Source organism: Mycobacterium sp., assembly GCF_044223235.1.
Classification (GTDB): domain Bacteria; phylum Actinomycetota; class Actinomycetes; order Mycobacteriales; family Mycobacteriaceae; genus Mycobacterium.
Genome location: NZ_JBGAME010000023.1, coordinates 43,660 through 70,391, shown reverse-complemented (window position 1 = coordinate 70,391; position 26,732 = coordinate 43,660). Strand labels below are relative to the sequence as shown.

Here is a 26,732-nt window from a genome sequence, read left to right as displayed (position 1 = left end):
GGCCGAGACGAGGTTGTGATGTGCTCGAGTTCGGGCGAACGCCTTCTCAGCCGTTAGGCTAGGCGGCGATGGTTCCGCTCTGGTTCACCCTGTCCGCGCTGTGCTTCGTCGGTGCAGCCGTTTTGCTCTACGTCGACATCGACCGTCGGCGCGGGCTGGGCCGCCGCCGCAAATCCTGGGCGAAGTCGCACGGCTTCGACTACGAACACGAATCCAGCGACATCCTCAAGCGCTGGAAGCGCGGCGTGATGTCCACGGTCGGCGACGTCACCGCCCGCAACGTCGTGCTCGGACAGATCCGCGGCGAGGCGGTGTTCATCTTCGATCTCGAGGACGTCGCAACGGTTATCGCCCTGCACCGCAAGGTGGGTACCAACGTCGTCGTCGACCTGCGGCTCAAGGGCATCAAGGAGCCGCGCGAGAACGACATCTGGCTGCTGGGAGCGATCGGCCCGCGGATGGTGTACTCGACCAACCTCGACGCGGCGCGGCGCGCCTGCGACCGGCGGATGGTGACGTTCGCCCACACGGCGCCCGACTGCGCCGAGATCATGTGGAACGAGCAGAACTGGACGCTGGTCAGCATGCCGGTGACCAGCACGAGGGCGCAGTGGGACGAGGGTCTGCGGACCGTCCGCCAGTTCAACGACCTGCTTCGGGTGCTGCCGCCGGTACCGCAGAACGGCCCACCGGGTGGGGCCGCGCAGGCGATCGCCCGGCGCAGCGGATCACCGAGCAGGCCGCTGGCGCCAGCTCCGGTTCGGTCCGAACTGCCGCCCGGCCGCGCCGATCTGCCGCCGGGGCGCGCCGACGTTGCCCGCTACACGCAGTCCCACGCCGAAACACAGACCCGCTCCGATGTGCCGCCGGCCCGGTCGGAAGGGGCCGGGCGGCGACCTCCGCCTGCCCGCAACGGGCACCAGTCGCCCAATCTGCAGCGGTAGCGGTCAGCGCCGCGGACGGCGCTGAGTACGCTGTCGGCATGCCACGCCCCGTCGCACTCATCACCGGGCCGACGTCCGGGCTGGGTGAGGGCTTCGCCCGCCGGTACGCGGCCGACGGCTACGACCTGGTCGTTGTCGCCCGCGACACCGAACGTCTGCAGCGGCTGGCCGCCGAACTCCACGACGAGGCCGGCGCGGACGTCGAGGTGCTCACCGCGGACCTCGCCGTCGCGGCCGACCGGGCGCGGGTGGCCGACCGGCTCGCGTCGGGTGTGCAGGTTCTGGTGAACAATGCCGGGTTCGGCACTTCCGGCGAGTTCTGGACCGCCGATCTCGACCTCCTGCAGGCCCAGCTGGATGTAAACGTCACCGCGGTCATGCAGCTGACGCATGCCGCGCTGCCCGCCATGCTCCAGGCGCGCTCCGGAACCGTGATCAACGTCGCCAGCGTCGCGGCGTTCGCCTCCGGCCGCGGGTCGACCTATTCGGCGTCGAAGGCCTGGGTGGTGTATTTCACCGAGGGCCTCGCCAACGCGCTGGCGGGCACCGGCGTCACGGTCCATGCGCTGTGCCCCGGATTCGTCAAGACCGAGTTCCACGAGCGGGCCGGCATCGACATGTCGGGAACCCCGTCGCTGGCCTGGCTGCAGGTGGCCGACGTGGTCCGCGACTGCCTCGCCGACGTGGCCAAGGGCCGGGTCGTCATCATCCCCGGGCTGCAGTACAAGGCGCTCACTGCCGCCATGCGGATGACACCGCGGTCCGTACTGCGCAGGCTCAACAAGATGGTCGCCACCGGCCGCGGCCGCACCTGAACCCGGTGCGGGCACTCATCGCGGCGCTGTGTGCAGTCGTCGTCTGGCTGTGGACCACACGTGACTGACGGTCCCGGCCCCACGGAGTGGGGCGACCCCCCCGGGGTGGGTCCCTGGCCGGGTCCGCTCCCCGATGATCCGCGCTACGACCCGGGGCTGCTGCGCGACGGGGACGCCCGCAACGTCGTCGACGCGTACCGGTACTGGACGCGGGAGGCGATCGTCGCCGATATCGACACCCGCCGCCACCCGCTGCACATCGCCATCGAGAACTTCGTCAACGACGCCAACATCGGCGGGGTGGTGCGCACCGCGAACGCGTTCGCCGTCGACACCGTGCACATCGTCGGGCGGCGCCGCTGGAACCGGCGCGGCGCCATGGTGACCGACCGCTACCAACGGTTGTGCCACCACACCAGCACCGCGGAGCTGCTGGCGTTCGCCGCGACGGCCGGGCTCACCGTCGTGGCCGTCGACAACGTGGCGGGTGCAGTGCGGCTGGAACACACCACGCTGCCACGACGGTGCCTGCTGATCTTCGGGCAGGAGGGCCCCGGCATCACCGACGAGGCCAGCGCCGGGGCCGAACTAACAGTTTCGATCGCACAGTTCGGGTCGACCCGCAGCATCAACGCCGCCGTTGCCGCCGGAATTGCCATGCACACCTGGGTTGTCCAGCACGCCAACCTCGGCCGGGCCTGGTAGATCCCGCAGCAGGATCCACACCCCCAGCGCCGAGGTGAGCATCAGCGCCGCCCCCGCACCCGCGGCGATCGCAAGGCCGTCCGTGAACGCGGTCCGTGCCGCGTCGAGCAGCTCTGCTGCATGGTCTGCGGGCAGCGACTCGGCCGCCCGCACCGCGCCCGCCAGCGAATCGTGCGCGTGGGCGGCCAGCTCCGCCGGAGTGCCCGCGGGTGTGGTGAAGCCGCGGTAGACGCCGGCGACGATCGAGCCGAGCGTGGCGATGCCCAGCGCCATCCCGAGTTCGTAGGCCGTCTCGGACACCGCGGCCGCCGCCCCCGCGCGTTCGCGCGGGACGCTGGCCAGGATGACGTCGCTGGCCACGGTGAACGCCAGCCCGAGGCCGACGCCGACGACGAACAGCGCCACCCCGAGCTGGGGGTAGGACGTGTCGGGCCGGATGACGGTGAGCGTCGCCATCGCCACACCCACCATCGCCAGACCGGTCGTGAGCACCGCGCGTTTGGACCAATAGCGCACGGCGACACCGGCCAGCACGCCGAACACGGTGGCCGCCAGGGCGGCAGGCAGTTCGGCCAGGCCCGCCTGCAACGGGCCGAAGCCCTGGACCAGCTGGAAGAACTGGGACAGGAAGAACACCAGGCCCGAAAGGCCGAGCACCGACAGCAGGTTGGCGCCGACCACCCCGGAGAACGCGCGGTTGCGGAACAACCGGACGTCGATCAGCGGGTGGTCCAGGCGGAGCTGACGGCGCACGAACAGCGCCAGTGCGATCAGGCCGGCCGCGGCGGCGACGACACCGTCGAGCCGCACGCCGGCCGCGGCGGTCTCCTTGATGCCGTAGACCACGGCCAGGATGCCGACCATCGAGAGGGCGACACTGAGCAGGTCCCACGGTCCGCGGGCGGGGTTGCGCAGCTCGGGTACCAGCACCAGCCCGCCGGTCACCAGCACCACCACGACCGGCACGTTGATGAGGAACACCGAACCCCACCAGAAGTGCTCGAGCAGAACACCGCCGAGTAGCGGGCCCATGGCGGCCCCAGCGGAGAAGGCGGCGGCCCAGATGCCGACGGCCAGCGCACGTTCGCGCGCCACCGGGAACAGGCCGCGGACCAGCGCCAGCGTGGCCGGGGCCAGGGTCGCGCCCGCGACACCCTGCAGCGCCCGGCCGGCGATCAGCAGTTCGGCGGTGGGCGCGTACGCGGTGAGGGCCGAGACGGCGGCGAAGGCCGTGGCACCGCCGAGCAGCAGCTTCCTGTGCCCGATGCGGTCGCCGAGGCTGCCCATGGTGATGAGCAGGCTGGCGAGCACGAACGAATAGATGTCGCCGATCCAGAGGATCTGGGTGTTTGTCGCGTCGAGATCGCGGCTGATGAAAGGTGTGGCGAGGGCCAGCACCGTGCCGTCGATCCCGACCAGCAGGACGGCCAGGGTCAGCACGCCAAGGGCGAGCCAGCGGCGGTTCATGAGGGTCTTACTCCGTTCAACAAAAGGTCGGTGATCATGAAGTCGAAATCGCGGGCGGCGGCGCGGCCCGCCTGGATGGCCCAGCCTGCGCCCGCGACCAGGCTGTACAACGCCTCGGTCAGCCAAGGCGGGGTCAGGTCGGGCCGGAACTCGCCGGAGCGTTGGCCACGTTCGAACAGCGCCATGATCTGGGCGTCGATCTCCCACCAGGCCCGTGCCGACTGGTCGACGTCGAGCTCCTGACTTTGGCTGTACAGCAGGCACAGGTACGGCGCGACCGGCTGACACGCCGCGACCAGGCGCCGCAGCGCATCGATGGCGGAGTCCTCCGGCAACCGGGCGGATTCCAGGGCCGCCCGCATCTCGGCGATGGCCAGCTCTTCCAGCGCGGCCAACAGCGCCGGTTTCCCCGCGAAGTGCCGGTGCAGCGTCGCGCGGCTCACCCCGACCGCGGCCGCCACCTCGTCCTGGGTGGCGTTGGGCCGGCGGCCCAGGAACTCCGCGGCGGCGCGCAACAAGCGATCACGATCCGGCGTCATGAGACGAATGTAGCTCATGTGATACACATTTGTCTCATGGCTTTCTCGGTGACACCCCCACGCGGGGTGGGCGCGGGTAGGGCAGTATCAGCTGATGGATCAGCTATGGGCCAACCGCGCCGCCAGCGCAGAGGCGGCGATCGCGGGGCGGCACCTCAAGCCGTTGTACGGTCTGCCGGGAACCCAGCTGGGGATGGTGGCCTGGCCGTCCGCGCGGCGCTACCGGCTGTTCAAGATCTGGCACTACTGGTGGCAGGCGCACCTGCTGGACTGCCTGGTCGACGCGCAGCTGCGCGACCCCAAACCCGAACGCCAGACGCAGATCACCCGCCAGATTCGGGCGCACTGGCTGCGCAACGGGCTGTCCTGGGTCAACAACTACTACGACGACATGGCCTGGCTGGCGCTGGCGTTGGAGCGGGCCGGTCGGCTGGCCGGTGTGGACAAGCCGCGCGCGCTGGACAAGCTGTGCGCCCAGCTGGTGAACGCGTGGGTGCCCGAGGACGGCGGGGGCATTCCGTGGCGCAAGCAGGATCAGTTCTTCAACGCCCCGGCCAACGGGCCTGCGGGCATCTTCCTGGCCCGTTACGACGACAGGCTGCGCCGTGCCCAGCAGATGGCCGACTGGATCGACGAGCTGCTCATCGACCCGGAGACCCATCTCGTGTTCGACGGCCTCAAGGCGGGTTCGCTGGTCCGCGCGCAGTACACCTACTGCCAGGGCGTGGTGATCGGCCTCGAGGTGGAACTGGCGGCGCGCACCGTCGACGACGATCACGCGAAGCGGGTGCACCGGCTGGTCGCCGCGGTGCGCGACAATATGGCGCCCGACGGGGTGATCAAGGGCGCGGGCGGTGGCGACGGTGGACTGTTCAACGCGATCCTCGCGCGCTACCTGGCACTGGTGGTCACGACGCTGCCGCAGCGCACCCCCGCCGACGCCGAGGCGCGCGAGGCAGCGGGGGCGCTGGTGGTGAGTTCGGCGCGGGCGGCGTGGGACAACCGCCAGGACGTCGACGGCCTTCCGCTGTTCGGGCCGTTCTGGGACCGCACCGCCGAGCTGCCGACCGTCAGCGGCGCCGCCGCGCAGTCCGTCGACGGTGCGGTCAACCAGTCGGCGGTCCCCGAGCGCGATCTGTCCGTCCAGCTCTCGGGCTGGATGCTGATGGAGGCCGCCCACGTCGTGTCCAACGGCGAGGCCGCCGATCGGGCGGAGTGAGCATCGCATCGCGTCGGCGCGCCGCGGCAGATATGGTCGTGCACAGTTCTGCGACCATGACCGGCAACCGGCTGGAGATTCCGATCACACGAATCCTGTTGGGCGTCAACCCCACCGATCCGTCTGGGGGCACGCGCTGACGTGAACGAGGCCAATCCCAGCATCGTTCGCCTGTTGCCGAGCAGATTCACCGGCACCCCCGGTGCCGCGCGCAACACCGAGAACACCGCCGCGGCACTGCTGCTGATCTTCACCGTGGCGGCGATCGTGTGGGCCAACTCGCCATGGGCGGACAGCTATTCGACGTTCTGGAACACCCACGTCGGGCTTGTCTTCGGCGATCGCCACGCGGAGCTCAGCGTCAAGCACCTGGTCAACGACGGCCTGATGGCGTTCTTCTTCTTCATCGTCGGCCTGGAGGTGACCCGGGAGTTCACCATCGGCGAACTCACCGACCGGGCGAGGGCGGCGGTGCCCGTGGTCGCGGCGTTGGCCGGCCTGGTCGTGCCCGCCGCGATCTTCCTGCTGTTCAACGCGTCGACGGAGGATGCCAGGGCGTGGGGTGTGGTGATCTCCACCGACACCGCCTTCCTGGTCGGGGCGCTCGCGGTGATCGGCCCGAAATTTCCCGGCCGGCTTCGGATCTTCCTGCTGACGCTGGCCGTCGTCGACGACGTCGGGGCGTTGGCGGTGATCGCCGTGTTCTACTCCGACGACATCCAGGTGGTGCCCCTGGCCGTCGCCATTGCGCTGGTCGGTGCGCTGGCCGCGGTACGGCTGCTACCGTTCTATCGCGGCCCCGCCTACGCGCTGCTGGGATTTGCGTTGTGGCTGGCGCTGTTTCAGGCGCACATCCACCCGACGCTGGCCGGTGTGGCGGTGGCGCTGCTGATTCCGGTGTTCACCCCCGAGCGTCAGCGGGTGGAGCAGGCGGTCGAGGTCATCCGGGCCTTCCGCCAGTCGCCGAACTCGCAGTACGCCCGCGCCGCGGCACGCAGCCTGCGCGAGTCGATCTCGATCAACGAGCGGTTGCAGACCGCGGTAGGCCCCTACGTGTCGTTCGTGATCCTGCCGATCTTCGCGCTGGCCAACGCGGGTGTGCGGCTCACGGGGGAGACGCTGAGCGCCGCGGCCCGCTCGCCGCTCACCTGGGGTGTGGTGGCGGGCCTGGTGATCGGCAAGTTCGTCGGAATCACCGGCGCGACCGCGGTCATGAAATGGACGGGTCTCGGTCAGCTGGCCCCCGGCCTGACGCTTCGCCGGATCGCCGGTGGCGCGGCGTTGTCGGGCATCGGATTCACCATCTCGCTGTTCATCGTCGACCTGGCGATCGACGATCCGGTCAAGCAGGACGAGGCGCGCGTCGGGGTGCTCGCCGCGTCGGTCGTGGCGTTCCTGCTCGGCTGGGCCATCTTCCGGATCACCGATCTGGTCAGCCCGCCCCAACCGGTGGGGATGACCCTGGTGCGTCCCGTGGATCCCCAGCGTGATCACCTGCGCGGCCGCCCGGACGCGCCGCTCACCCTGGTGGAGTACGGCGATTTCCAGTGCCCGTTCTGCAGCCGGGCGACCGGCGGGATCGATGAGGTGCTGGCACATTTCGGCGACGAGTTGCGGTATGTGTGGCGCCATTTCCCGCTGGAGCGGGAACATCCGCGGGCCTTCGACGCGGCGCGGGCCAGCGAGGCGGCCGCACTGCAGGGCAAGTTCTGGGAGATGGGCCGGGAACTGTTCGCCCACCAGGACGACCTGGAGTGGTCGGACATGTACCGCTACGCGGCCGCGATCGGCTGCGACCTCGAAAAGTTCGACGAGGATGTGCGGGTGCATTCGTCGAAGGTGCTGCACCGGGTGCAGGACGACGCGCAGGACGCCGAGGCGATGGACCTCAACGCCACCCCGACGTTCTTCATCAACGGTGTGCGGCACAAGGGTCCGTGGGATGCGGCATCACTGATCCGCGCGCTGGAGGCCGGCCGCGTCCGGTAGCCAAGCGCGCAGCTCAACTCCACAGCGTCACATGGACTTTGGGCCGGAACCTGGTGACGCCCACCCCGGTGCCGCGGATCATCGCCTGGGTGCAGCGCGGTGTGGTGATGAACCCGACGAGCTCGGAGACGGCGGGCTGCCGCGACGCCGGGGGCAGTGTGGCGGCCGCCCACTCGCCCGAGATCTGCAGCCCCTGACCCTTCAGCACGGCGAGCCGCCCCGCCGACAGATCCTTGGCGACGGCGAAGCCGATCGTCGGGGTGATGCCGCCGACCCGCTGCACCTCCTCGAGTGCGGCGGCATCGCTCTGGAAGATCCGCTGATTGCCCTCCGGGATCGCCAGATTGCGCAGCATCACCGCGATTTCGCCGTCGACGCTGCCCGCCGAGGGACCCAGCATCCACTGTTGTTCCCGCAATGCGCCGAGGCTGGGCGCGGCACCCGCGAGCGGATGTCCGGCTGCGACGACCGTGACGATCTGGTACTTCAGGAACGGTCGCACGGCGATCGCCCCCGCGCTCTCCGCGGTGCCCGCGCCGGCAGGGCCGATCGCGACGTCGACGGCGCGCGATTCGATCAGATAGCGGAACTGGCTCGCCGGATGCACCGACATCTCCACCGAGAGGTCGGCGGCCCGTGAGGAGAACAGCTCGATCAGACCGGGTGCGGCGTGTTCGGCGAACGCGCTGGAGGCCGCGATCCGCAGCAGCCGACGGCCGTGTGCGGCCTCGGTGACCTCGATGGCCGTCTGCTGCTGCAGCCCGAGAATCTCGATCGCCCGGCTGGCCAGCCGCAGCCCGCCCGGGGTGAAGGCCAGCCCCGCAGCCGTGCGGCTGAACAGCGGATCGTCGAGCTCCTTTCGCAGCTGCGCGACGTGCATGGAAATCCCAGCGTCCGACATGCCGAGTTCGGCGGCCGCCGCGTGCACGGAACCCAGCCGCACGACGGCCGAATACGCGCGAAGCTGCGCTGGTGTCACGACCAGAGCCTACGGGCCTTGCCCGGCCCGCCTAGATTGGACGTGTGAGGGACGTGCTGAGCGATCTGCTGGCCGTGTGGCGTGCCGGCGGCACCGCGGGCGTCGGCACGGTGGTGCGTACATTCCGCTCGGCCCCACGACCCCCCGGCGCGGCGATGGTGGTCGCCCCCGACGGTACGGTCAGCGGTTCGGTGTCGGGCGGCTGCGTCGAGGGCGCGGTGTACGAACTGGCCACCGAGGTCGCCGCGGACGGACTGCCCCGGCTGCAGCGCTACGGCGTCAGCGACGACGACGCGTTCGCGGTCGGCCTGACGTGCGGCGGCATCATCGACGTGTTCGTCGAAGCCGTTTCGGCCGTGGACTTTCCGGAGCTGGACGATCTCGCCGATGACATCGCGGGCCACCGGCCTGTGGCAGTGGCGACGGTGATCGCCCACCCTGACGCGGACTGGGTCGGGCGGCGACTGGTGCTGCGGCAGGACGTGACCGGCACGCTCGGCTCGCCACGCGCCGACGCCGCGGTCACCGACGACGCGCGCGGGCTGCTGGCTTCGGGCCGCAGCGCCGTGCTCACCTACGGACCCGACGGACAGCGCCGCGGCGAGGGTATGGAGGTGTTCGTCGCCAGCTACGCCCCGCGGCCCCGGATGCTGGTGTTCGGGGCGATCGACTTCGCGGCTGCGGTGGCCCGTCAGGGCACGATGCTCGGCTACCGGGTCACCGTGTGCGACGCGCGCCCGGTGTTCGCCACCACCGCGCGCTTCCCGACCGCCGACGAGGTCGTCGTCGACTGGCCGCACCGCTATCTGCGCGCGCAGGCCGAGTCCGGGTCTATCGACGGTCGCACGGTGGTCTGCCTGCTCACCCACGACCCGAAGTTCGACGTGCCGCTGCTGGAGGTCGCGCTGCGGCTGCCTCAGCTCGGGTACATCGGGGCGATGGGGTCCCGCCGCACCCATGAGGACCGCATCGCCCGGCTGCGGGAGGTGGGGCTCACCGACGCCGAGCTGGCCCGCCTGTCCAGCCCCATCGGACTGGACATCGGTGCGCGTACGCCCGAGGAGACCGCGGTGTCGATCGCGGCGGAGATCATCGCCAGCCGATGGGGTGGCAGCGGTAGACCGCTGACAGAAACCGACGGCCGAATCCATCGTGACCAGGACGAATCGACCGAATTAAGTGATTCCTTAACCGGTAGTTGACGAGTCAATTAACGCGGCCGACACTGGGAATCCCTTCCCGCGGACGTGAGGGCGGTCACATGCAAGTTCCAGGACCCTTCGAATACGAACGCGCGACGAGCGTCGACCACGCCATCGGACTCTTGGACCGGTTGGGCGACGGGGCGTTGATCGTCGCGGGCGGCCACAGCCTGCTGCCGATGATGAAACTGCGCATCGCCAACCCCGAGTATCTGGTCGACATCAACGACCTGGCGCCGGAGCTCGGCTTCATCTCCGTCGGGGGCGTCAGCTCCCCCCTGCTGGTGCGGATCGGGGCGATGACCCGACACCGCGAGGTCCTCGACTCCGACGCCCTTGCAGTGGTGTGCCCCATCTTCCGCGACGCCGAACGGGTGATCGCCGATCCGGTGGTGCGCAACCGCGGAACCGTGGGCGGGTCACTGTGCCAAGCGGATCCGGCCGAGGATCTGACCACGGTCTGCGAAGTGCTCGACGCCGTCTGCCTGGCCAGGGGACCGTCGGGTGAACGCCAGATCCCGATCGACGACTTCCTGCTCGGCCCATACGAAACGGCGCTGGCGCACAACGAGATCTTGGTCGAGTTGCGGATCCCGTTGCGGCACAACACCTCGAGCGCGTACGCCAAGGTGGAACGCCGGGTCGGGGACTGGGCGGTCACGGCGGCGGGTGCATCGGTCACCGTCGACGGCGACGCGATCGTGGCCGCGCGGGTGGGACTGACCGCCGTCAACGCCGACCGCGACGGCCTGCGCGCACTGGCCGAATCGCTGGCGGGCAGGCCGGCCACCGAGGAGACCTTCGCCGACGCCGGACGCCGCGCGGCCGACGCCTGCGAGCCGGTCAGCGATATGCGCGGCAGCGCCGACTACAAGCGGCATCTGGCCTGCGAACTGACCATCCGCACCTTGCGCACCTCGGTGCAGCGCGTGCGTGCGACGCCGGCCCTGGAAGGGAACTAAAGCCATGCAGGTAACCATGACCGTCAACGGCGAATCGGTGACCGCCGATGTCGAACCCCGCATGCTGCTCGTGCACTTTCTGCGGGATCAGTTGCGGCTCACCGGAACCCACTGGGGCTGCGACACCAGCAACTGCGGCACCTGCGTGGTGGACGTGGACGGCGTTCCGGTGAAGTCGTGCACCATGCTGGCCGCGATGGCCTCGGGCCACAGCGTGCGCACCGTGGAGGGACTCGCCGTCGACGGTGCGCTCGACCCGGTACAGGAGGGCTTCATGCAGTGCCACGGCCTGCAGTGCGGATTCTGCACACCGGGCATGATGATCACCGCGCGGGCGCTGCTCGACCGCAATCCCGACCCATCCGAAGACGAGATCCGCGAAGCGATTTCGGGTCAGATCTGCCGGTGCACCGGCTACACCACCATCGTGCGGTCCGTCCAGTGGGCCGCCAGAGCCGAGGCCGCCAAGAACGAGGGGGTGACGGCGTGACCACCCTGGAGACCTCCAAGCCCGACGACCTGGCCGACAACGACCAGAAGCCCTGCGGGCACGGCCGGATGCTGCGCAAGGAGGACCCGCGGTTCATCCGCGGCAGGGGCAACTACGTCGACGACGTCGCGCTGCCCGGCATGCTGCATCTGGCGATCCTGCGCTCACCGTATGCGCACGCCCGCATCATCGGCATCGATGTGTCTGCGGCCCAAGCACATCCGAAGGTCAAGGCGGTGGTGACCGGTGCCGACCTGGCCGCCAAGGGTCTGGCGTGGATGCCCACGCTGTCCAACGACGTGCAGGCGGTGCTGGCCACCGACAAGGTGCGCTTCCAGGGGCAGGAGGTCGCATTCGTCGTCGCCGAGGACCGCTACTCGGCCCGCGACGCGCTCGAACTCATCGACGTCGACTACGAACCCCTTGACCCCGTCATCGACGTCCGCCGTGCGCTGGCGCCCGAGGCCCCCGTCATCCGCACCGACCTGGAGGGCAAGTCCGACAACCACTGCTTCGACTGGGAGACCGGTGATGCCGCGGCCACCGAGGCCGCGTTCGCGAAGGCCGACGTCGTGGTCACGCAGGAGATCGTGTATCCGCGGGTGCACCCCGCGCCGATGGAAACCTGTGGCGCGGTGGCGGATCTGGATCCCGTCACCGGCAAGCTCACGCTGTGGTCCACCACGCAGGCCCCGCACGCGCACCGCACGCTGTACGCGTTGGTGGCGGGCCTGCCCGAACACAAGATCCGGGTCATCTCACCGGATATCGGCGGCGGCTTCGGCAACAAGGTACCGATCTACCCGGGCTACGTGTGCGCCATCGTCGGCTCACTGCTGCTGGGCAAACCGGTCAAGTGGATGGAGGACCGCAGCGAGAACCTCACCAGCACAGGCTTTGCCCGCGACTACATCATGGTCGGGGAGATCGCCGCGACCTCCGACGGCAAGATCCTGGCGATCCGTTCCAACGTGCTCGCCGACCACGGCGCGTTCAACGGCACCGCCGCCCCGGTGAAGTACCCCGCCGGGTTCTTCGGGGTGTTCACCGGCAGCTACGACATCGAGGCCGCCTACTGCCACATGACGGCCGTGTACACCAACAAGGCCCCGGGCGGGGTGGCCTACGCGTGTTCGTTCCGCATCACCGAGGCGGTGTACTTCGTCGAGCGGCTGGTGGACTGCCTGGCGTACGAGCTGAAACTCGACCCCGCGGCGTTGCGACTGCGAAACCTGTTGAAATCGGATCAGTTTCCGTACAAGTCCAAGACGGGCTGGACCTACGATTCCGGTGACTACGAGAAGACCATGCGGCTGGCGATGGACATGATCGGCTACGACGCGTTGCGCGCCGAACAGCGTGAGAAGCGCGAACGTGGTGAGCTGATGGGCATCGGGATGGCCTTCTTCACCGAGGCGGTGGGCGCCGGGCCGCGCAAGGACATGGACATCCTCGGTCTCGGCATGGCCGATGGCTGCGAGCTGCGGGTGCATCCGACCGGCAAAGCCGTTGTGCGGCTGTCGGTTCAGACCCAGGGCCAGGGGCATGAGACCACCTTCGCCCAGATCGTCGCCGAGGAACTCGGCATCCCGCCCGACGATATCGACGTCGTGCACGGCGATACCGACCAGACCCCGTTCGGGCTGGGCACCTACGGCAGCCGGTCGACCCCGGTCTCCGGTGCGGCGGCGGCGCTGGTCGCCCGCAAGGTGCGCGACAAGGCCAAGATCATCGCCTCGGGCATGCTCGAAGTGTCCGTCGCCGACCTGGAATGGCTGAAGGGGTCCTTCCACGTCAAGGGCGATCCCAGCGCGTCGGTGACGATCCAGGACATCGCCATGCGGGCGCACGGCGCGGGCGATCTGCCCGAAGGTATCGAGGGCGGCCTGGACGCCGAGGTGTGCTACAACCCGGAGAACCTGACCTACCCCTATGGTGCGTATTTCTGCGTGGTCGACGTCGACCCGGGGACCGCGGTGGTGAAGGTGCGCCGGTTCCTGGCCGTCGACGACTGCGGCACCAGGATCAACCCGATGATCATCGAGGGCCAGGTGCACGGCGGCCTCGTCGACGGCATCGGCATGGCGCTGATGGAGATGATTGCCTTCGACGAGGAGGGCAACTGCCTCGGCGGCTCGCTGATGGACTACCTCATCCCCACCGCGATGGAGGTGCCGCACTTCGAGACCGGTTTCACCGTCACACCCTCGCCGCATCACCCCATCGGCGCCAAGGGCATCGGCGAATCCGCCACCGTCGGCTCGCCGCCCGCGGTCGTCAATGCCGTGGTGGATGCGTTGGCGCCGTACGGGGTTCGGCACGCCGATATGCCGCTCACCCCGTCGCGGGTGTGGGAGGCCATGCAGGGCCGGGCGACGCCGCCCATCTGATCCGGGAGTCCAGATGCTGATCAGTCAACGCGCCGAGCAGCTGCTGCGCGAGCGGATGCCGTTCGTGCATGCCACCGTGGTCCGGGCCCAGCAGCCCACCTCGGCGCATCCGGGGGATCAGGCGATCCTGTTGCCCGACGGGACGATCGAGGGATTCGTCGGCGGTCAATGCGCCCAGGCGTCGGTGCGCAAGGCCGCCCTCGGCGCGCTGCAGGCGGGGGAGAGCGTGCTGTTGCGGGTGCTGCCCGACGGCGACGTCCACTTCCCCGAGGCGCCCGGCGCATGCGTCGTCGTCAACCCCTGCCTGTCCGGCGGCGCGCTGGAGATCTTCCTCGCGCCACGGGTTCCCGTCCCGTTGATCCGGATCTGCGGGACCAGCCCGATCGCCGACGCGCTCGCGCAGCTTTGTTCGGTGCTCGGCTACGAGGTCGAGCGCGACGGGCAGGACGGCACCGGATTCGCGGGGGCCACCGCGGTGGTGATCGCCAGTCACGGCGGCCCCGAGGCGCAGACCGTGATGGCGGCGCTCGACGCAGGGGTCGGGTACGTCGGTCTGGTCGCCAGCCCGGCGCGCGGTGCGTCGGTACTGGCCGGGCTCGACCTCACCGGCGCACAGCGTGCGTTGGTGCACACTCCCGTGGGGCTGCCGATCGGCGCGCGGACACCGGCGGAGATCGCGGTGTCGATCATCGCCGAGATCATCGCCGAGATCATCCCTGGCCGCCGGCTCGGTGGGATGCACGCGGCCGCGGCCACGTCGGCCTCGCCCGGCGACGAGCACCACTGCGCGGCGCATGGCCACTGAACGCATCGCCGGTGTGGTGCTGGCGGCCGGCTCCTCCCGCCGCCTCGGAACACCAAAACAGCTTCTGCCATACGGTGATTCGACTCTGCTGGGGGCGACCCTGGCGATGGCCCGGGCCTGCCGGTTCGATCAGCTGATCGTGACGCTCGGCGCCGCGGGCGACGCCGTGCGCGCCGCGGTGGCGTTGGACGCAATCGAGGTGGTGGTCGCCGAAGACTTCGGTTCGGGCTGTTCGGCGTCGCTGCGCACCGCGCTGGCCGTAGTCGACCCGCGGACTGCCGGACTGGTACTGCTGCTCGGCGATCAGCCGTCCGTGTCGGTGCACGCCGTGCGGCGGTTGATCGACGGCCGCGGCGACGCGCCGATCGCGGTGTGTAGATACGCCGACGGCGTCGGCCACCCGTTCTGGCTGGGCAGGGCGGTGTTCCCCGACGTCGCCCGCCTGCACGGCGACAAGGGCGTGTGGAAGCTGATCGAGGGGGGCGACATCGCGGTCCGGGCAGTCGACGTCGACGGACACCTGCCGCCGGACGTCGACACCTGGGACGACTATGAGCGGTTGTTGGCCGCCTCGGTGGGGACGCCGCCGTGAGCGGGTTCGCAGGCGTCGACGACGTCATCCGCCGGTTCGACGCCCACGACTACCTGCTCGATGAGGGCACGGCGTCGGCGATCTACCTCGCCATCGCGTTGGGCAGGCCGCTGCTGCTGGAGGGTGAGCCCGGCGTGGGCAAGACGACCGCGGCCAAGACGCTGGCCCGGGTCACCGGTGCGCCGCTGATCCGACTGCAGTGCTACGAGGGGCTGACCGCCAGTGAGGCGCTGTACGACTGGAACTATCAGCGGCAGCTGCTGAGCATCCGGCTGGCCGAGGCGCACCGGACTGGCGGGGCCGCAGGCATCGACGAGGCCGACCTCTACACCGAGGCGTATCTGGTGGAGCGGCCGATCCTGCAATGCGTGCGGTACCGAGGCCCGACGCCGCCGGTGCTGCTGATCGACGAGATCGACCGCGCCGACGACGAATTCGAGGCGCTGCTGCTCGAGTTCCTCGGCGAGGCCGCGGTGACGATCCCCGAGCTGGGCACGTTCGTCGCCGAGCGGCCGCCCGTGGCGGTGCTGACGTCCAACCGCAGCCGCGACCTGCACGACGCGTTGCGTCGTCGTTGCCTGTACCACTGGATCGACTACCCGGACCCGATCCGAGCCGTGGCCGTCGTTCGCCGCGGCGTCCCCGGTGCGACCACCGCGCTGATCGAACATGCCGTCCAATTCGTCGGCGCCGCGCGCACCCTCGACCTGGACAAGCCGCCCGGCGTCGCGGAGACCATCGACTGGGTCGCGGCCCTGGCGGCCCTCGGCGTGGCCGACCTCGTCGACCCGGCCACCGAACGGGCACTGGCCGGAATCGGGGCACTGGCCAAGACACCGGACGATCGCATCTTGATTCGCGACGCCCTTGTCGAGTACAGCTCAGGGTGAACCGTAGAGAGGACAACCGCCATGAAGATCGCCAACGAGTTCACGGTCAGCGTTCCCATCGACAAGGCCTGGGACGTGCTCACCGACCTCGAGCAGGTCATTCCGCTGATGCCGGGGGCGTCGCTGACCGGCCGTGAAGGGGATGACGTGCTCGGCAAGGTCAAGCTGAAGGTCGGCCCCGTGACGAGCGAGTTCAACGGCAAGGCCCACTTCGTCGAGCGGGACGACGACGCACACCGCGCGGTGATCGACGGGCGGGGCAAGGAATCACGGGGTAGCGGCAACGCGGCGGCCACCGTGACCGCACAGCTGCACGACGCCGGCGACCAGACCCGCGTCACGGTCGACACCGACCTCAAGGTCGTGGGCAAGCTGGCCCAGTTCGGCAGCGGGATGCTGCAGCAGGTCTCTGAGAAGCTGCTCGGCGAGTTCGTGCAGTCGCTGGAGGCCAAACTGGCTGCGCCCGCGGCGACACCCGCTGCCGACGTCAGCTCGAACGGTGTCGCCGACGTCAGCTCGAACGGTGTCGCCGACGTCAGCTCGAACGGTGCTGCCCGTCCGGACGCGGCCGCACCGCAGCAGCCACAGGCTCCGGCGGAGCCGCCCCGCGAGGCAGCCCCGATCGATCTGCTCGAGCTCGCCGGGGGCGGATTGGTGAAGAAGTACGGGCCCATTGCGGCGGCATTCGCGCTGGCGGCCCTGATCTTCACCCTGGGCCGGCTTCGCATCGCCAGGAATGCGCGGCGCTGATCTCCTGACCGCTCCCCGGCCCTGATGACCGCTCCGCTGGCGCTCCGCGGTTGTGACCTCGCGGGGTTCTCAGTCGCCCTCGTCGCCCGGCTGCGCCGCTGCGGTGTCCACGTGGCAGCCAGCGGGCCGGCCGGGTTCGTCGCCGCGCTGCGTCAGCTGGCGCCGCGCTCACGAAGCCAGCTGTACTGGGCGGCCCGGCTGACCCTGGTCAACCGGGTCGAGGACCTCCCGGCGTTCGACGCGACCTTCGGCGCCGTCTTCGACGGGGCGGTGCTGGGGCTAGACCCGCCGGGCATGAGGCAACGCCGCGGGTCCTCGCCGGTGCCCGAGTCCGGCTCGCAGGGCGGCGACGACGCCCGCGGCGGCACCGGCTCCCTGCCGTGGATCACCCGCACCGCCCCGGCGCATCCGGAGTGTTCCGACGACATCGGGTGGCTGGTGCCCGACCCCCTACCCAGCCCTTTCGCGGGCCGCGCCGACGAGCCGTTCGACCGGTTCGATCCCGACGATCTGCGCCGGCTCGGAGACTGGCTGGAGCATGCGATGCAGCGCTGGCCGCGCAGGCGCAGCCTTCGGCGCGAAGCCGACCGCAACGGCAAGCGGATCGACCTGCGGGAAACGATGCGGCGATCGCGTGGCACCGGGTGGGAGACGCTGAGGCTGGCCCGGACCCGGCCGCGTCTGCGGACCCGCCGCGTGGTGCTGGTGTGCGACGTCAGCCGGTCGATGGCGCCCTACGCAACGGTCTACCTGCACCTGATGCGGGCGGCCGCCCTGCGGCGCGCGGGCATCCGCCCGGAGGTGTTCGCGTTCTCGACCTCGCTGACGCGGCTGACCGCGGTGCTGTCCCACCGCTCCGCCGAGGTCGCGCTTACCAGGGTCAACGCCGCGGTGCCCGACCGCTACGGCGGAACTCATCTGGGCCGCTGCATGGGCGAGCTGCTGGCCGCTCCGCACGGCAACGCGCTGCGCGGCGCGGTGGTGATCATCGCGTCGGACGGCTGGGACAGCGATCCGCCCGAACTGCTCGAACATGCGCTGGAGCGGGTGCGGCGCAGGGCGCACCTGCTGGTGTGGCTCAACCCACGCGCCGCGCAACCCGGGTTCGTCCCGCTGGTGGGTTCGATGGCTGCCGCGTTGCCGTACTGCGACCTGTTCCTGCCCGCGCATTCGCTGACCGGGCTGCGCGACCTGTTTGCGGCGCTGGGTCCGTCGGGGTTCTGAGGCGGAGCCGAAGGTCAGGTTTCTGAGGCGGAGCCGAAGGTCAGGTTTCTGAGGCGGAGCCGAAGGTCAGGTTTCTGAGGCGGAGCCGAAGGTCAGGTTTCTGAGGCCGGAGTGGCGCGCCCGTTGCGGGACCGTCGCGTGACTTCGAGGACGATCGGGATGATCGAGACCAGCACGATGACGATGAAGATCAGGTCGACGTGTTCGCGGATGAAGCCGATCTGGCCGAGCAGATACCCCAGCAGGGTCAACCCGGCTCCCCAGACAATGCCGCCGACCACGTTCCACTTCAGGAAGGTTCGGTAGCGCATATTCGACGCGCCCGCGACCAGCGGCGCGTAGGTCCGCACGATCGGCACGAATCGCGCCAGGAAGATGGTGATGGGGCCGTGCTTCTCGAAGAACGCATGCGATTCGTCGAGGTAGCGCTTCTTGAAGATCTTGGCGTCGTCGTTCTTGAACAGTCGCTCTCCGCCGTTCTTACCGATCGCATAGCCGACCTGGTCGCCGAGCACTGCAGCCAGGGGAATGAGGACCATCAGCAACCACAGCGGGGCGAACGGCGGCACCTCTTCGGAGCCGCCTGCGGCGACCAGGCCCGCGGTGAAGAGCAGCGAATCGCCGGGCAACAGCGGAAACAGCAGGCCCGATTCGATGAACACGACCAGCAGCAAGCCGGCAAGCGTCCACGTGCCGAATGAATTCAGCAGGTTGACCGGTTCGAGAAAGCCGGGAAGCAGCGCCAAATAGGTCACCGTTTCCGGGGATGCCAGGACCGTCACGGCGACCAGACTACCGGCGTGTTGCAGACAGGGAGACCTGAGAGGCGCCGGGGTCTACGATTCGGATGACAGGGGCAAACGACTTGGAACAGGGCCAGTCGGCCCAAAGATCGCATTCGAGAGGTAGGACAACATGCCCATCGCTACTCCCGAGATCTACGCCGAGATGCTGAGCCGCGCCAAGGACCATTCGTTCGCGTTCCCGGCCATCAACTGCACCTCGTCGGAGACGGTGAACGCAGCGATCAAAGGCTTCGCCGACGCAGGTAGCGACGGGATTATCCAGTTTTCGACAGGCGGCGCGGAGTTCGCTTCCGGCCTCGGCGTCAAGGACATGGTGACCGGTGCGGTGGCGCTGGCGGAGTTCGCTCACGTGATCGCCGACAGGTACCCGATCACGGTCGCGCTGCACACCGACCACTGCCCCAAGGACAAGCTCGATACCTACGTCCGGCCGCTGTTGGCGATCTCACAAAAGCGGGTGGACGAGGGGAAGAACCCACTGTTCCAGTCGCACATGTGGGACGGCTCGGCGGTGCCCATCGACGAGAACCTGGCGATCGCTCAGGAACTGCTGAAGGCGGCGGCGGCGGCCAAGATCATCCTCGAGGTCGAGATCGGTGTCGTCGGCGGTGAGGAGGACGGCGTCGAGGCCGAGATCAACGACAAGCTCTACACCTCGTCGGAGGACTTCGAGAAGACGATCGAGGCCCTGGGTATTGGTGAGCAGGGCAAGTATCTGCTCGCGGCGACGTTCGGCAATGTCCACGGCGTGTACAAGCCGGGCAACGTGGTGCTCAAGCCGGAGGTGCTGGCCGAGGGGCAGAAGGTGGCGGTGGCCAAGCTGGGTCTCGCCGCGGAGTCCAAGCCCTTCGACTTCGTGTTCCACGGCGGGTCGGGCTCGCTGAAGTCGGAGATCGAGGACTCCTTGAAGTACGGCGTCGTCAAGATGAACGTCGACACCGACACCCAGTACGCGTTCACCCGCCCGATCGCCGGGCACATGTTCGCCAACTACGACGGTGTGCTCAAGATCGACGGCGAGGTCGGCAACAAGAAGGCCTACGACCCGCGCGTCTACATGAAGAAGGCCGAGGCGTCGATGAGCGAGCGCATCATCGAGGCCTGCAACGACCTGCACAGCGCGGGCCGGAGCGTGTCAGCCGGCTGACCCAGGCACTCTTCTGCGCCGAACTCCACGTTTTGCAGCCGAAGTGCGAGTGGGTCGCTGCAAAACGTGGATTTCGGCGCGGGCCCGCGGGGACGCAGCGGGCCCGCGGGGACTGCGGGGTGAGGGGCCGCCGCGGGGTGAGGGGCCTACTGTGCGCCCCGCCGCTACTGGGGGGCCTGGCAGATCTTCCACTGCTCGTCGCGGAACTCCAGGTCGAAGCTGCGGGTGGACCTGGTCTGCGGTGCGTATGCCATGAAGGTGGTGACGTTGGCCTCGGCGTGGTCGCCGTTGATCACCACCTGATCGATGCTGGCCACCACCGGATACTGTTTGGCCGCGGCCACCCTGGCGTGGGTTTCCTCCCATGCCTCGTCGTCGTATCGGACGTAGCTGTCCCTGGTGGCACCGCAGGTGATGGTGCGCAGCGTCGCCAGGTCGCCGTTCTGGATGGCGACGTCGAAGTTCTGGATCGTGGTGCGGACCTGATCCTCCTGCGACGCCCGTGAGTCCGAACCCCGGGTCAACAACACCAACGCCAGCACGGCGATGGCCACCAGCGCCGCGATGACAAGGACGACCGCGATCACCCAACCCCAGCTACGGCGTGGCGCCTGCGCGTCATCCCTGGGTGGAATGTGCTGTGGCGCCGCCACTTTCTGTGGATTGAACGGTTCGGTCGCCGCGCCGGCGGCCGCAGCTCCCGCGGGTGCGTCCGCTACCGCGAAGACCTCGGTGGCCGGGTCCGGCGGCGGAGTGCCGATCTTCTGCGTCGAACCGTCGAAGCCTGACGGGGCGGTGAATCGGCGCTCGGCCGGCTGCGGATCTGCCGGCCCTGTGGGCGGCGCAAACACCTCCGTCTCGGCGTCGGGCGCGTCGCGCAGTTCGGCGGGTCCCGCCGGGCCGGTCGGTTCGGCCTGCTCGCCGGAGGCTGCGGCGCGTTCGGCGCCCTCCGATGGCTGGTTTTCCTGGTCTGGCCCCGATGGGTTCGACATCCGTGCTGTGGTCCTCCCGTACGACGCTACCGATGGAGCCTATCGAGGTATGCCAGGCGGTGCCGCGGGCCCGCCGGTTGAGGCCGCCGGGGACACGGCACAATGACCACATGATGCGCATGGGTGATCTCCTGGGACCGGAGCCGGTGCTGCTGCCCGGCGACAGCGAAGCCGAGGAGGATCTGCTGGCCGGCGAGAACCCCGCGATCGTCGCCGCGGCGCATCCGTCCGCGTCGGTCGCCTGGGCCGCGCTGGCGGAGCAGGCCCTCGACGACGACAAGGCGATCACCGCGTACGCCTACGCCCGCACCGGCTATCACCGCGGCCTCGACCAGCTGCGCCGCAACGGGTGGAAGGGCTTCGGCCCGGTTCCCTATCGCCACGAACCCAACCAGGGTTTCCTGCGCTGCGTTGCCGCCCTGGCGCGCGCGGCGGATTCGATCGGCGAGACCGACGAGAACCAGCGCTGCCTGGATCTGCTCGACGACTGCGATCCCTCGGCCCGCGCCGAACTCGGCCTCGACTGACGCCGGGCTACCACTTCGCGGCGCAGCCGCAGTCCCGCCCGCCTTCTGGGGTTTCCACCTGAACGGTGGCGTGGTCGAGTCCGCGGGCGATCAGCACCGCCCTGGCGTCGCCGAGCACGCGCGCCGAGTCCGCCTTGCTGGTCAGGTGTGCGGTGACCATGTCCTTGCCCGGCACCAGGGTCCAGACGTGCAGGTCGTGGACCTCGGTGACGCCATCCACCGAGGACAGAGCATCGCGGAGTTCCTCCACGTCGATGTGACTCGGCGACGATTCCGACAGGATTCGCAGCGCCGCGCGGGCCAGGGCGATGGCGCGGGGTAGCACCCACAGCGCGACCAGCACGGCCACCACGACGTCGGCATACGGCCAGCTCGTCGTCACCGTGACGATGCCGGCGATCAGCACACCGATGCTGCCTACGGTGTCGGCGACGACTTCCATGTATGCGCCCTTCACCGCCAGGCTCTGCTCAGAGTGCGACCGCAGCAGCAGGACGACGACGAGGTTGGCCAGCAGGCCCGCCAGGGCGACGACGATCATCGGGACGCCGGGGACCTCGGGCGCGTTGCCCAGGCGCTCGAACGCCTCGTAGAGGATGAACACCGCAACGCCCAGCAGCAACACGGCGTTGGCCACCGCGGTGAACACCTCGGCCCGGTGCCAACCGTAGGTCCTGGCCGGCGACGAGCTGCCGCGCCGGGCGATCAGCACGGCCGTCAGTCCCATGAACATCGCGACCAGGTCGGTCAGCATGTGTCCCGCGTCGGCCAGCAGCGCGATCGAGTCGATCATCAACGCCGTCGTGAGTTCGACGACGAAGAACACCGAGAGGATCGCCGCAGCGAAGATCATCCGGCTCACGCGGGCGTCCGCATGGCCGTGATCGTGTCCCGCACCCATGCCAGCAATATATGCGTAAAAGCGCATATGTGGCAAGCAGCCCGGGTTGCGGCGGACAACCCGCCTAGAACCAGGCCGACCAGAACCGGGTCAGCTGGCCGCCCGTCCCCACCAGCCAGGGTGGCGTTCCGGCGAGGTCGACGAACCAGAACACGATGTCGAAGAACCACCGGTTGCCGGCGGGCGACAGCAGCAGGAGCAGCAGCACGAAGAACGCCCACTGTTTGGCGGGTTGCAGGGCGCGCTGCGTCTGCGGGCTCAGATGCGGTTCCAGCGCGCCGTACCCGTCTAACCCGGGAATGGGCAGCAGATTCAGGACGAGCGCCGTCACCTGCAGAAAACCCAGGAACGCCATGCCCGCCCAGAACACCGTGTGCGCCGGGTCGTAGAACAGCCGCGTCAGGCCGAGGATCAGCGCGGCGAGCGTCGCATTGGCGGCGGGCCCGGCCAGGCTGACCAGCGTCCGCTGCCTCGCTGTCATGAACGTCGTACGCAGGTAGACGGCGCCGCCGGGAAAGCCGATGCCGCCGAGCGCGATGAACAGCACCGGCAGGCCCAGCGACAGCATCGGGTGCGAGTACTTCAGCGGGTTCAGCGTCAGGTACCCGCGCATCTCGACGTCGCGATCCCCGAACCGCCACGCCGTGACCGCGTGACCGAACTCGTGGAGGCTCAGCGACACCAACCAGCCGAAGACGACGAAGGTGAACACCCCGACGTAGGCCAACGGCCGGATATCCGCCGCCGACATCCAGGCCAGCACACCGCCGGCCGCGGTGATCGCGACGGCCAGGAGAAAGACCGGGCTCGGCCGCACCGATTGGCGCGGCGGACGGATGCTCACCCGACGAAGGTAGCTCAGGACGGGTCTTACGAGCCCTTACGCGTCCTTACGACAGGCCCGTAGGAAGACCCCGCGAAACTCTACGAAACCCTGAGCCAGCCCTCGATGTGCCGGTAGAACGTGGAGCGCCGTACCGGCCTGGGTGCCGTGCGACCGTCGCGGACGACCATTGCCCCCGTCGTGCCGAGCTGTGCGGCGCGCCCGGTCACCCAGCGCGCCGGACGTCCGCGTCCGGACAGCACCGTGGCACGCAGCCCGGGCATCGACGGCGTCGGCTCGACGCGTACACCGGGCACGTCGCCATCGAAGAGCACGGTGTCGTCGACCACCGCCTCACCGTGCAGGCCGCCCGCCCCCGGTGGGCCGGTCCATTCCGCACGGCCGACGATCACCGTGCCCGTCTCGTCGCGGATGAGCGGAACACGGCGCGCCCGCCCCGTGCGGGCCCGGCGAGCCGAGAGCCACCCACGCGCCTGGCCGACCTCCACGTCGAGTCGTTCGGTGCGCATCAGGCGGGTCAGGACGTCGGCCAGATCGGCATCACCGCCGACCACGATCAGCCGGCTGACACGCTCGGCGGCCGCATCGATGTCCGGTGGCCCTGCGACGGCCACGGTGCGCAGCGCACGCAGCGACCGGGGGATGCGCCTGCCGCCGAACGACAACACCGCGGTGCCGTCTCTCTTGTGGCCGTCAGCCATGCCGTCGCCGGCCTGTTCGGCGCGTCCGCGGGTGGTCAAGACAACTCCTGGATGCTGCTGGGATAGGGTGTGTCACCGGCTGCACACACTAACGAGCGCAGTATGAGCAGGAGATAGCGGGAGACAGCGCCATGCCGGCAATCGTCCTCATCGGCGCCCAGTGGGGCGACGAGGGCAAGGGAAAGGCGACCGACCTGCTCGGTGGCCGGGTCCAGTGGGTCGTGCGCTATCAGGGCGGTAACAACGCCGGGCACACGGTAGTCCTCCCGACCGGCGAGAACTTCGCCCTGCATCTGATCCCGTCGGGCATCCTCACCCCCGGCGTCACCAACGTCATCGGCAACGGTGTGGTGGTCGACCCCGGGGTGCTGCTCACCGAGCTCAAGGGCCTCGAGGACCGCGGCGTCGACACCGGCCGGCTGTTGATCTCGGCGGATGCCCACCTGCTGATGCCCTACCACGTGGCCATCGACAAGGTGACCGAGCGTTACATGGGCAACAAGAAGATCGGTACCACCGGCCGCGGAATCGGCCCCTGCTACCAGGACAAGATCGCCCGCATCGGCATCCGCGTCGCCGATGTGCTCGACGCCGAGTTGCTGGCCGAAAAGATCACGGCCGCACTGGAATTCAAGAACCAGGTGCTGGTCAAGATCTACAACCGCAAGGCGCTGGATCCGGCGGAGGTGGTGGAGAACCTGCTGACGCAGGCCGAGGGCTTCCGCCATCGCATCGCCGACGCCCGGCTGCTTCTCAACGCCGCCCTCGAACACGGCGAGACGGTGCTGCTGGAGGGATCGCAGGGCACGCTGCTCGACGTCGATCACGGCACCTATCCGTTTGTCACGTCCTCGAACCCGACCGCGGGTGGCGCCGCCGTCGGCTCCGGCATCGGCCCGACCCGCATCACCACGGTGCTCGGAATCCTCAAGGCGTACACCACCCGGGTGGGTTCGGGTCCGTTCCCCACCGAGCTGTTCGACGAGAACGGCGAGTACCTGGCCAAGACGGGTGGCGAGATCGGTGTGACGACGGGCCGCCGCCGCCGGTGCGGTTGGTTCGACGCCGTCATAGCCCGCTACGCGACCCGGGTCAACGGCATCACCGACTATTTCCTGACGAAGCTCGATGTATTGTCCAGCCTGGAGACCGTGCCGGTGTGCGTGGGCTACACGGTGGGCGGCAAGCGCACCGACGAGATGCCGATGACTCAGTCCGACATCGCCCGCGCCGAGCCGATCTACGAGGAGTTGCCCGGCTGGTGGGAGGACATCTCCGCGGCCCGACAGTTCACCGACCTGCCCGCCAAGGCGCGGGACTATGTGCTGCGGCTCGAAGAGCTTGCCGGAGCGTATGTTTCGTGCATCGGGGTGGGTCCCGGCCGTGATCAGACGATCGTGCGCCGCGACATCCTGGCAAGTCCGCGATGAGCGCTTGCGCGAAGAGCAGAAGGCACCGATGAGCGACCCGCACCTCGTCGATCCCGAATACGACCACCACGGCGGCTTCCCGAATTTCGAACTGGCCCACCCCGGACCGGGTTTCGCCCGCTTCCTGACCGCGATCCGCCGGGCACAGGATCTGGCGGTTTCGGCCGATCCCGACGGCGACATCTGGGACGAAGCCGCCGAGCGCGCCGAAGAACTGGTCAAGCTCCTCGATCCGTACGAAGCCGCCGAGGGCGTCGGGCCGGCCAACCGCACCCTGGATCTGCCCGGCGCGGGCAGCCTGCTGCAGGCGCCGTGGACGGTGGTGACGTTCGGCCCTGACGGAGTCGAGTTGTCGGTGCGGTTCAGCCGGTTTCACGTCGGCGGCAATTACGCGGTGCACGGCGGTGTGCTGCCGCTGCTGTTCGATTCGGTGTTCGGCATGGTGATCCACGCCGCGGGCAGGCCGATCAGCCGCACCGCGTTCCTGCATGTGGATTACCGCCGGGTCACACCCATCGACACCCCGCTGTCGGCCCGTGGCTGGGTATCCGGCGTCGAGGGGCGCAAGGCGTTCGTCAACGCCGAGTTGCGCGACCCCGACGGCAATCTGCTGGCCGAAAGCCATGGCCTCATGGTGCGCCTGCTGCCCGGGCAGCCCTAGCCGTGTGACGATGACGGCGTGGTCGACCGTCACCTTCGCCGCTTGTCGACTCCGCGCGCCGCGGCTGTGGCCGGAGTGCTATTCGCCCTCCTATTCGGTGCGGCGCTGATCCTGATCCGCACCGCCCTGCCCGAAGGCGCCGAACCCGGCTCCCAGTGGATCGACGGCGCCAGTGGCCGACTGCGGGTGTCCGCGGTGCTGATGCCGTTCGCCGGCATCTCGTTCCTGTGGTTCATCGGGGTGGTTCGCGACGGCTTCGGCCGATTCGAAGACAAGTTCTTCTCGTCGGTGTTCTTCGGCAGTGGGCTCCTGTTCCTGGCGATGATGTTCACGACGTCGGCCGTCGGCGCCGGAATGATCGCCAGCAGGGCGGGGATGCGGGATGTCACGGCCGCTTCGGACGTCGCGACCTTCGGTCAGATGCTGCTGCTGGCGCTGAGCAAAACGTACGGCTTGCGAATGGCCGCAGTCTTCATGATGTCGCTGGCCACCATCTGGCTGAGGACCGGCCTCATGCCGCGCTGGCTGGTGGTTGTCACTTACCTTGTGGCGGTGGGCCTTCTGCTGGCCAGTGACATCAGCATGTGGCTCGTACTGGCCTTCCCGATCTGGGTGCTGGTGGTAAGCCTCCTGTTGCTGGCGCGCGCCGGGATCATCGACCTGCGCCGCGACGATGACGAAACCTGAGGCCGGCTGACCATTGGAATCGTCACCCGCTGCGCGTTGGGACGGCTCACAATCAACGCAGCGGATCGTGTACG

At 69.2% G+C, this 26,732-nt stretch carries 27 protein-coding genes; 19 read left to right on the top strand and 8 right to left on the bottom strand.

The window, feature by feature from the left end; genetic code table 11:
- Positions 1-68 precede the first annotated feature (68 nt).
- Genes ttfA through ADBZ6K_RS21620 form a run of 3 tightly spaced genes read left to right on the top strand, consistent with a single transcriptional unit; the run spans position 69 to position 2,464 of the window.
- Positions 69-944 carry a trehalose monomycolate transport factor TtfA gene (gene ttfA, locus ADBZ6K_RS21630; protein ID WP_526350509.1) on the top strand — a complete coding sequence of 292 codons (876 nt, stop codon included), beginning with the start codon at positions 69-71 and terminating at the stop codon, positions 942-944.
- Between the two features lie 38 nt (positions 945-982).
- On the top strand, positions 983-1,759 hold the full coding sequence (locus ADBZ6K_RS21625) for an SDR family NAD(P)-dependent oxidoreductase (protein WP_526350507.1): 777 nt from the start codon (positions 983-985) through the stop codon (positions 1,757-1,759).
- Positions 1,760-1,819: 60 nt separating this feature from the next.
- Positions 1,820-2,464: a TrmH family RNA methyltransferase gene (locus tag ADBZ6K_RS21620; RefSeq protein WP_526350505.1), complete on the top strand. Its 645-nt coding sequence runs from the start codon at positions 1,820-1,822 to the stop codon at positions 2,462-2,464.
- On the opposite strand, the gene ADBZ6K_RS21615 is transcribed toward ADBZ6K_RS21620, so the two are convergent.
- Both ADBZ6K_RS21615 and ADBZ6K_RS21610 read right to left on the bottom strand, forming a co-directional pair.
- Positions 2,348-3,931 carry an MFS transporter gene (locus ADBZ6K_RS21615; protein WP_526350503.1) on the bottom strand — a complete coding sequence of 528 codons (1,584 nt, stop codon included), beginning with the start codon at positions 3,929-3,931 and terminating at the stop codon, positions 2,348-2,350. The genes ADBZ6K_RS21620 and ADBZ6K_RS21615 overlap by 117 nt on opposite strands.
- Positions 3,928-4,470 carry a TetR/AcrR family transcriptional regulator gene (locus ADBZ6K_RS21610; protein ID WP_526350537.1) on the bottom strand — a complete coding sequence of 181 codons (543 nt, stop codon included), beginning with the start codon at positions 4,468-4,470 and terminating at the stop codon, positions 3,928-3,930. Before ADBZ6K_RS21610 ends, ADBZ6K_RS21615 begins: the two co-directional genes overlap by 4 nt.
- Before the next feature lie 94 nt (positions 4,471-4,564).
- Between ADBZ6K_RS21610 and ADBZ6K_RS21605 the strand changes: the two genes are divergently transcribed.
- Positions 4,565-5,689, top strand: a complete 1,125-nt coding sequence (locus ADBZ6K_RS21605; protein WP_526350501.1) for a glycoside hydrolase family 76 protein — start codon at positions 4,565-4,567, stop codon at positions 5,687-5,689.
- A 141-nt stretch (positions 5,690-5,830) separates the two neighbouring features.
- The gene (gene nhaA / locus ADBZ6K_RS21600; RefSeq protein WP_526350499.1) at positions 5,831-7,678 is read left to right on the top strand and encodes a Na+/H+ antiporter NhaA; all 1,848 of its coding nucleotides are present in this window, start codon (positions 5,831-5,833) and stop codon (positions 7,676-7,678) included.
- Between the two features lie 13 nt (positions 7,679-7,691).
- Here the strand turns inward: nhaA and ADBZ6K_RS21595 are convergent, their stop codons facing one another.
- Positions 7,692-8,657: a LysR family transcriptional regulator gene (locus ADBZ6K_RS21595; RefSeq protein WP_526350497.1), complete on the bottom strand. Its 966-nt coding sequence runs from the start codon at positions 8,655-8,657 to the stop codon at positions 7,692-7,694.
- Positions 8,658-8,701: 44 nt separating this feature from the next.
- Here ADBZ6K_RS21595 and ADBZ6K_RS21590 point away from each other — a divergent pair, with 44 nt between their 5' ends.
- Genes ADBZ6K_RS21590 through ADBZ6K_RS21550 form a run of 9 tightly spaced genes read left to right on the top strand, consistent with a single transcriptional unit; the run spans position 8,702 to position 17,962 of the window.
- Entirely contained in the window at positions 8,702-9,859 is a 1,158-nt protein-coding gene (locus tag ADBZ6K_RS21590; protein ID WP_526350495.1) for an XdhC family protein, read from the top strand.
- 59 nt (positions 9,860-9,918) lie between these two features.
- On the top strand, positions 9,919-10,821 hold the full coding sequence (locus ADBZ6K_RS21585; RefSeq protein WP_526350493.1) for an FAD binding domain-containing protein: 903 nt from the start codon (positions 9,919-9,921) through the stop codon (positions 10,819-10,821).
- Positions 10,822-10,825: 4 nt separating this feature from the next.
- Positions 10,826-11,311 (top strand): (2Fe-2S)-binding protein, encoded by a 486-nt coding sequence (locus tag ADBZ6K_RS21580; protein ID WP_526350491.1) that lies wholly within the window; start codon positions 10,826-10,828, stop codon positions 11,309-11,311.
- A complete protein-coding gene (locus tag ADBZ6K_RS21575; RefSeq protein WP_526350489.1) occupies positions 11,308-13,701 on the top strand; it encodes an aerobic carbon-monoxide dehydrogenase large subunit in 2,394 nt (797 codons plus the stop codon). Before ADBZ6K_RS21580 ends, ADBZ6K_RS21575 begins: the two co-directional genes overlap by 4 nt.
- A 13-nt stretch (positions 13,702-13,714) precedes the next feature.
- On the top strand, positions 13,715-14,506 hold the full coding sequence (locus tag ADBZ6K_RS21570; protein WP_526350487.1) for an XdhC family protein: 792 nt from the start codon (positions 13,715-13,717) through the stop codon (positions 14,504-14,506).
- Positions 14,496-15,098 carry a nucleotidyltransferase family protein gene (locus ADBZ6K_RS21565; RefSeq protein ID WP_526350485.1) on the top strand — a complete coding sequence of 201 codons (603 nt, stop codon included), beginning with the start codon at positions 14,496-14,498 and terminating at the stop codon, positions 15,096-15,098. The genes ADBZ6K_RS21570 and ADBZ6K_RS21565 overlap by 11 nt, the downstream gene beginning before the upstream one ends.
- Positions 15,095-15,988: an ATP-binding protein gene (locus ADBZ6K_RS21560; protein ID WP_526350483.1), complete on the top strand. Its 894-nt coding sequence runs from the start codon at positions 15,095-15,097 to the stop codon at positions 15,986-15,988. The genes ADBZ6K_RS21565 and ADBZ6K_RS21560 overlap by 4 nt, the downstream gene beginning before the upstream one ends.
- Before the next feature lie 21 nt (positions 15,989-16,009).
- Entirely contained in the window at positions 16,010-16,738 is a 729-nt protein-coding gene (locus ADBZ6K_RS21555) for an SRPBCC family protein (RefSeq protein WP_526350481.1), read from the top strand.
- A gap of 24 nt (positions 16,739-16,762) precedes the next feature.
- Positions 16,763-17,962: a vWA domain-containing protein gene (locus ADBZ6K_RS21550; RefSeq protein WP_526350479.1), complete on the top strand. Its 1,200-nt coding sequence runs from the start codon at positions 16,763-16,765 to the stop codon at positions 17,960-17,962.
- Positions 17,963-18,054: 92 nt separating this feature from the next.
- Here ADBZ6K_RS21550 and ADBZ6K_RS21545 read toward each other — a convergent pair whose 3' ends face one another.
- Complete coding sequence (locus ADBZ6K_RS21545; protein ID WP_526350477.1) at positions 18,055-18,744, bottom strand: VTT domain-containing protein; 690 nt, start codon at positions 18,742-18,744, stop codon at positions 18,055-18,057.
- A 133-nt stretch (positions 18,745-18,877) separates the two neighbouring features.
- On the opposite strand from ADBZ6K_RS21545, the gene fbaA reads away from it, so the two are divergent.
- The gene (gene fbaA, locus ADBZ6K_RS21540; RefSeq protein ID WP_526350475.1) at positions 18,878-19,915 is read left to right on the top strand and encodes a class II fructose-bisphosphate aldolase; all 1,038 of its coding nucleotides are present in this window, start codon (positions 18,878-18,880) and stop codon (positions 19,913-19,915) included.
- Between the two features lie 164 nt (positions 19,916-20,079).
- Here the strand turns inward: fbaA and ADBZ6K_RS21535 are convergent, their stop codons facing one another.
- Positions 20,080-20,907, bottom strand: a complete 828-nt coding sequence (locus tag ADBZ6K_RS21535; RefSeq protein WP_526350473.1) for an Rv0361 family membrane protein — start codon at positions 20,905-20,907, stop codon at positions 20,080-20,082.
- A gap of 110 nt (positions 20,908-21,017) precedes the next feature.
- Between ADBZ6K_RS21535 and ADBZ6K_RS21530 the strand changes: the two genes are divergently transcribed.
- Positions 21,018-21,434 carry a DUF3151 family protein gene (locus ADBZ6K_RS21530; RefSeq protein ID WP_526350471.1) on the top strand — a complete coding sequence of 139 codons (417 nt, stop codon included), beginning with the start codon at positions 21,018-21,020 and terminating at the stop codon, positions 21,432-21,434.
- Between the two features lie 7 nt (positions 21,435-21,441).
- Here the strand turns inward: ADBZ6K_RS21530 and ADBZ6K_RS21525 are convergent, their stop codons facing one another.
- The 3 genes from ADBZ6K_RS21525 to ADBZ6K_RS21515 all read right to left on the bottom strand — a co-directional run bounded on the left by ADBZ6K_RS21525 (position 21,442) and on the right by ADBZ6K_RS21515 (position 23,880).
- Positions 21,442-22,335, bottom strand: a complete 894-nt coding sequence (locus ADBZ6K_RS21525) for a cation diffusion facilitator family transporter (protein ID WP_526350469.1) — start codon at positions 22,333-22,335, stop codon at positions 21,442-21,444.
- 64 nt (positions 22,336-22,399) lie between these two features.
- Entirely contained in the window at positions 22,400-23,179 is a 780-nt protein-coding gene (locus ADBZ6K_RS21520; RefSeq protein ID WP_526350467.1) for a site-2 protease family protein, read from the bottom strand.
- An 80-nt stretch (positions 23,180-23,259) separates the two neighbouring features.
- The gene (locus tag ADBZ6K_RS21515) at positions 23,260-23,880 is read right to left on the bottom strand and encodes a peptidase M50 (protein WP_526350535.1); all 621 of its coding nucleotides are present in this window, start codon (positions 23,878-23,880) and stop codon (positions 23,260-23,262) included.
- 131 nt (positions 23,881-24,011) lie between these two features.
- Between ADBZ6K_RS21515 and ADBZ6K_RS21510 the strand changes: the two genes are divergently transcribed.
- Genes ADBZ6K_RS21510 through ADBZ6K_RS21500 form a run of 3 tightly spaced genes read left to right on the top strand, consistent with a single transcriptional unit; the run spans position 24,012 to position 26,658 of the window.
- Complete coding sequence (locus ADBZ6K_RS21510) at positions 24,012-25,310, top strand: adenylosuccinate synthase (protein WP_526350465.1); 1,299 nt, start codon at positions 24,012-24,014, stop codon at positions 25,308-25,310.
- Positions 25,311-25,338: 28 nt separating this feature from the next.
- Positions 25,339-25,971, top strand: coding sequence for a PaaI family thioesterase (locus tag ADBZ6K_RS21505; RefSeq protein ID WP_526350463.1), 633 nt, complete (start codon positions 25,339-25,341; stop codon positions 25,969-25,971).
- Between the two features lie 42 nt (positions 25,972-26,013).
- Positions 26,014-26,658: a hypothetical protein gene (locus tag ADBZ6K_RS21500; RefSeq protein WP_526350461.1), complete on the top strand. Its 645-nt coding sequence runs from the start codon at positions 26,014-26,016 to the stop codon at positions 26,656-26,658.
- Positions 26,659-26,732: the final 74 nt, after the last annotated feature.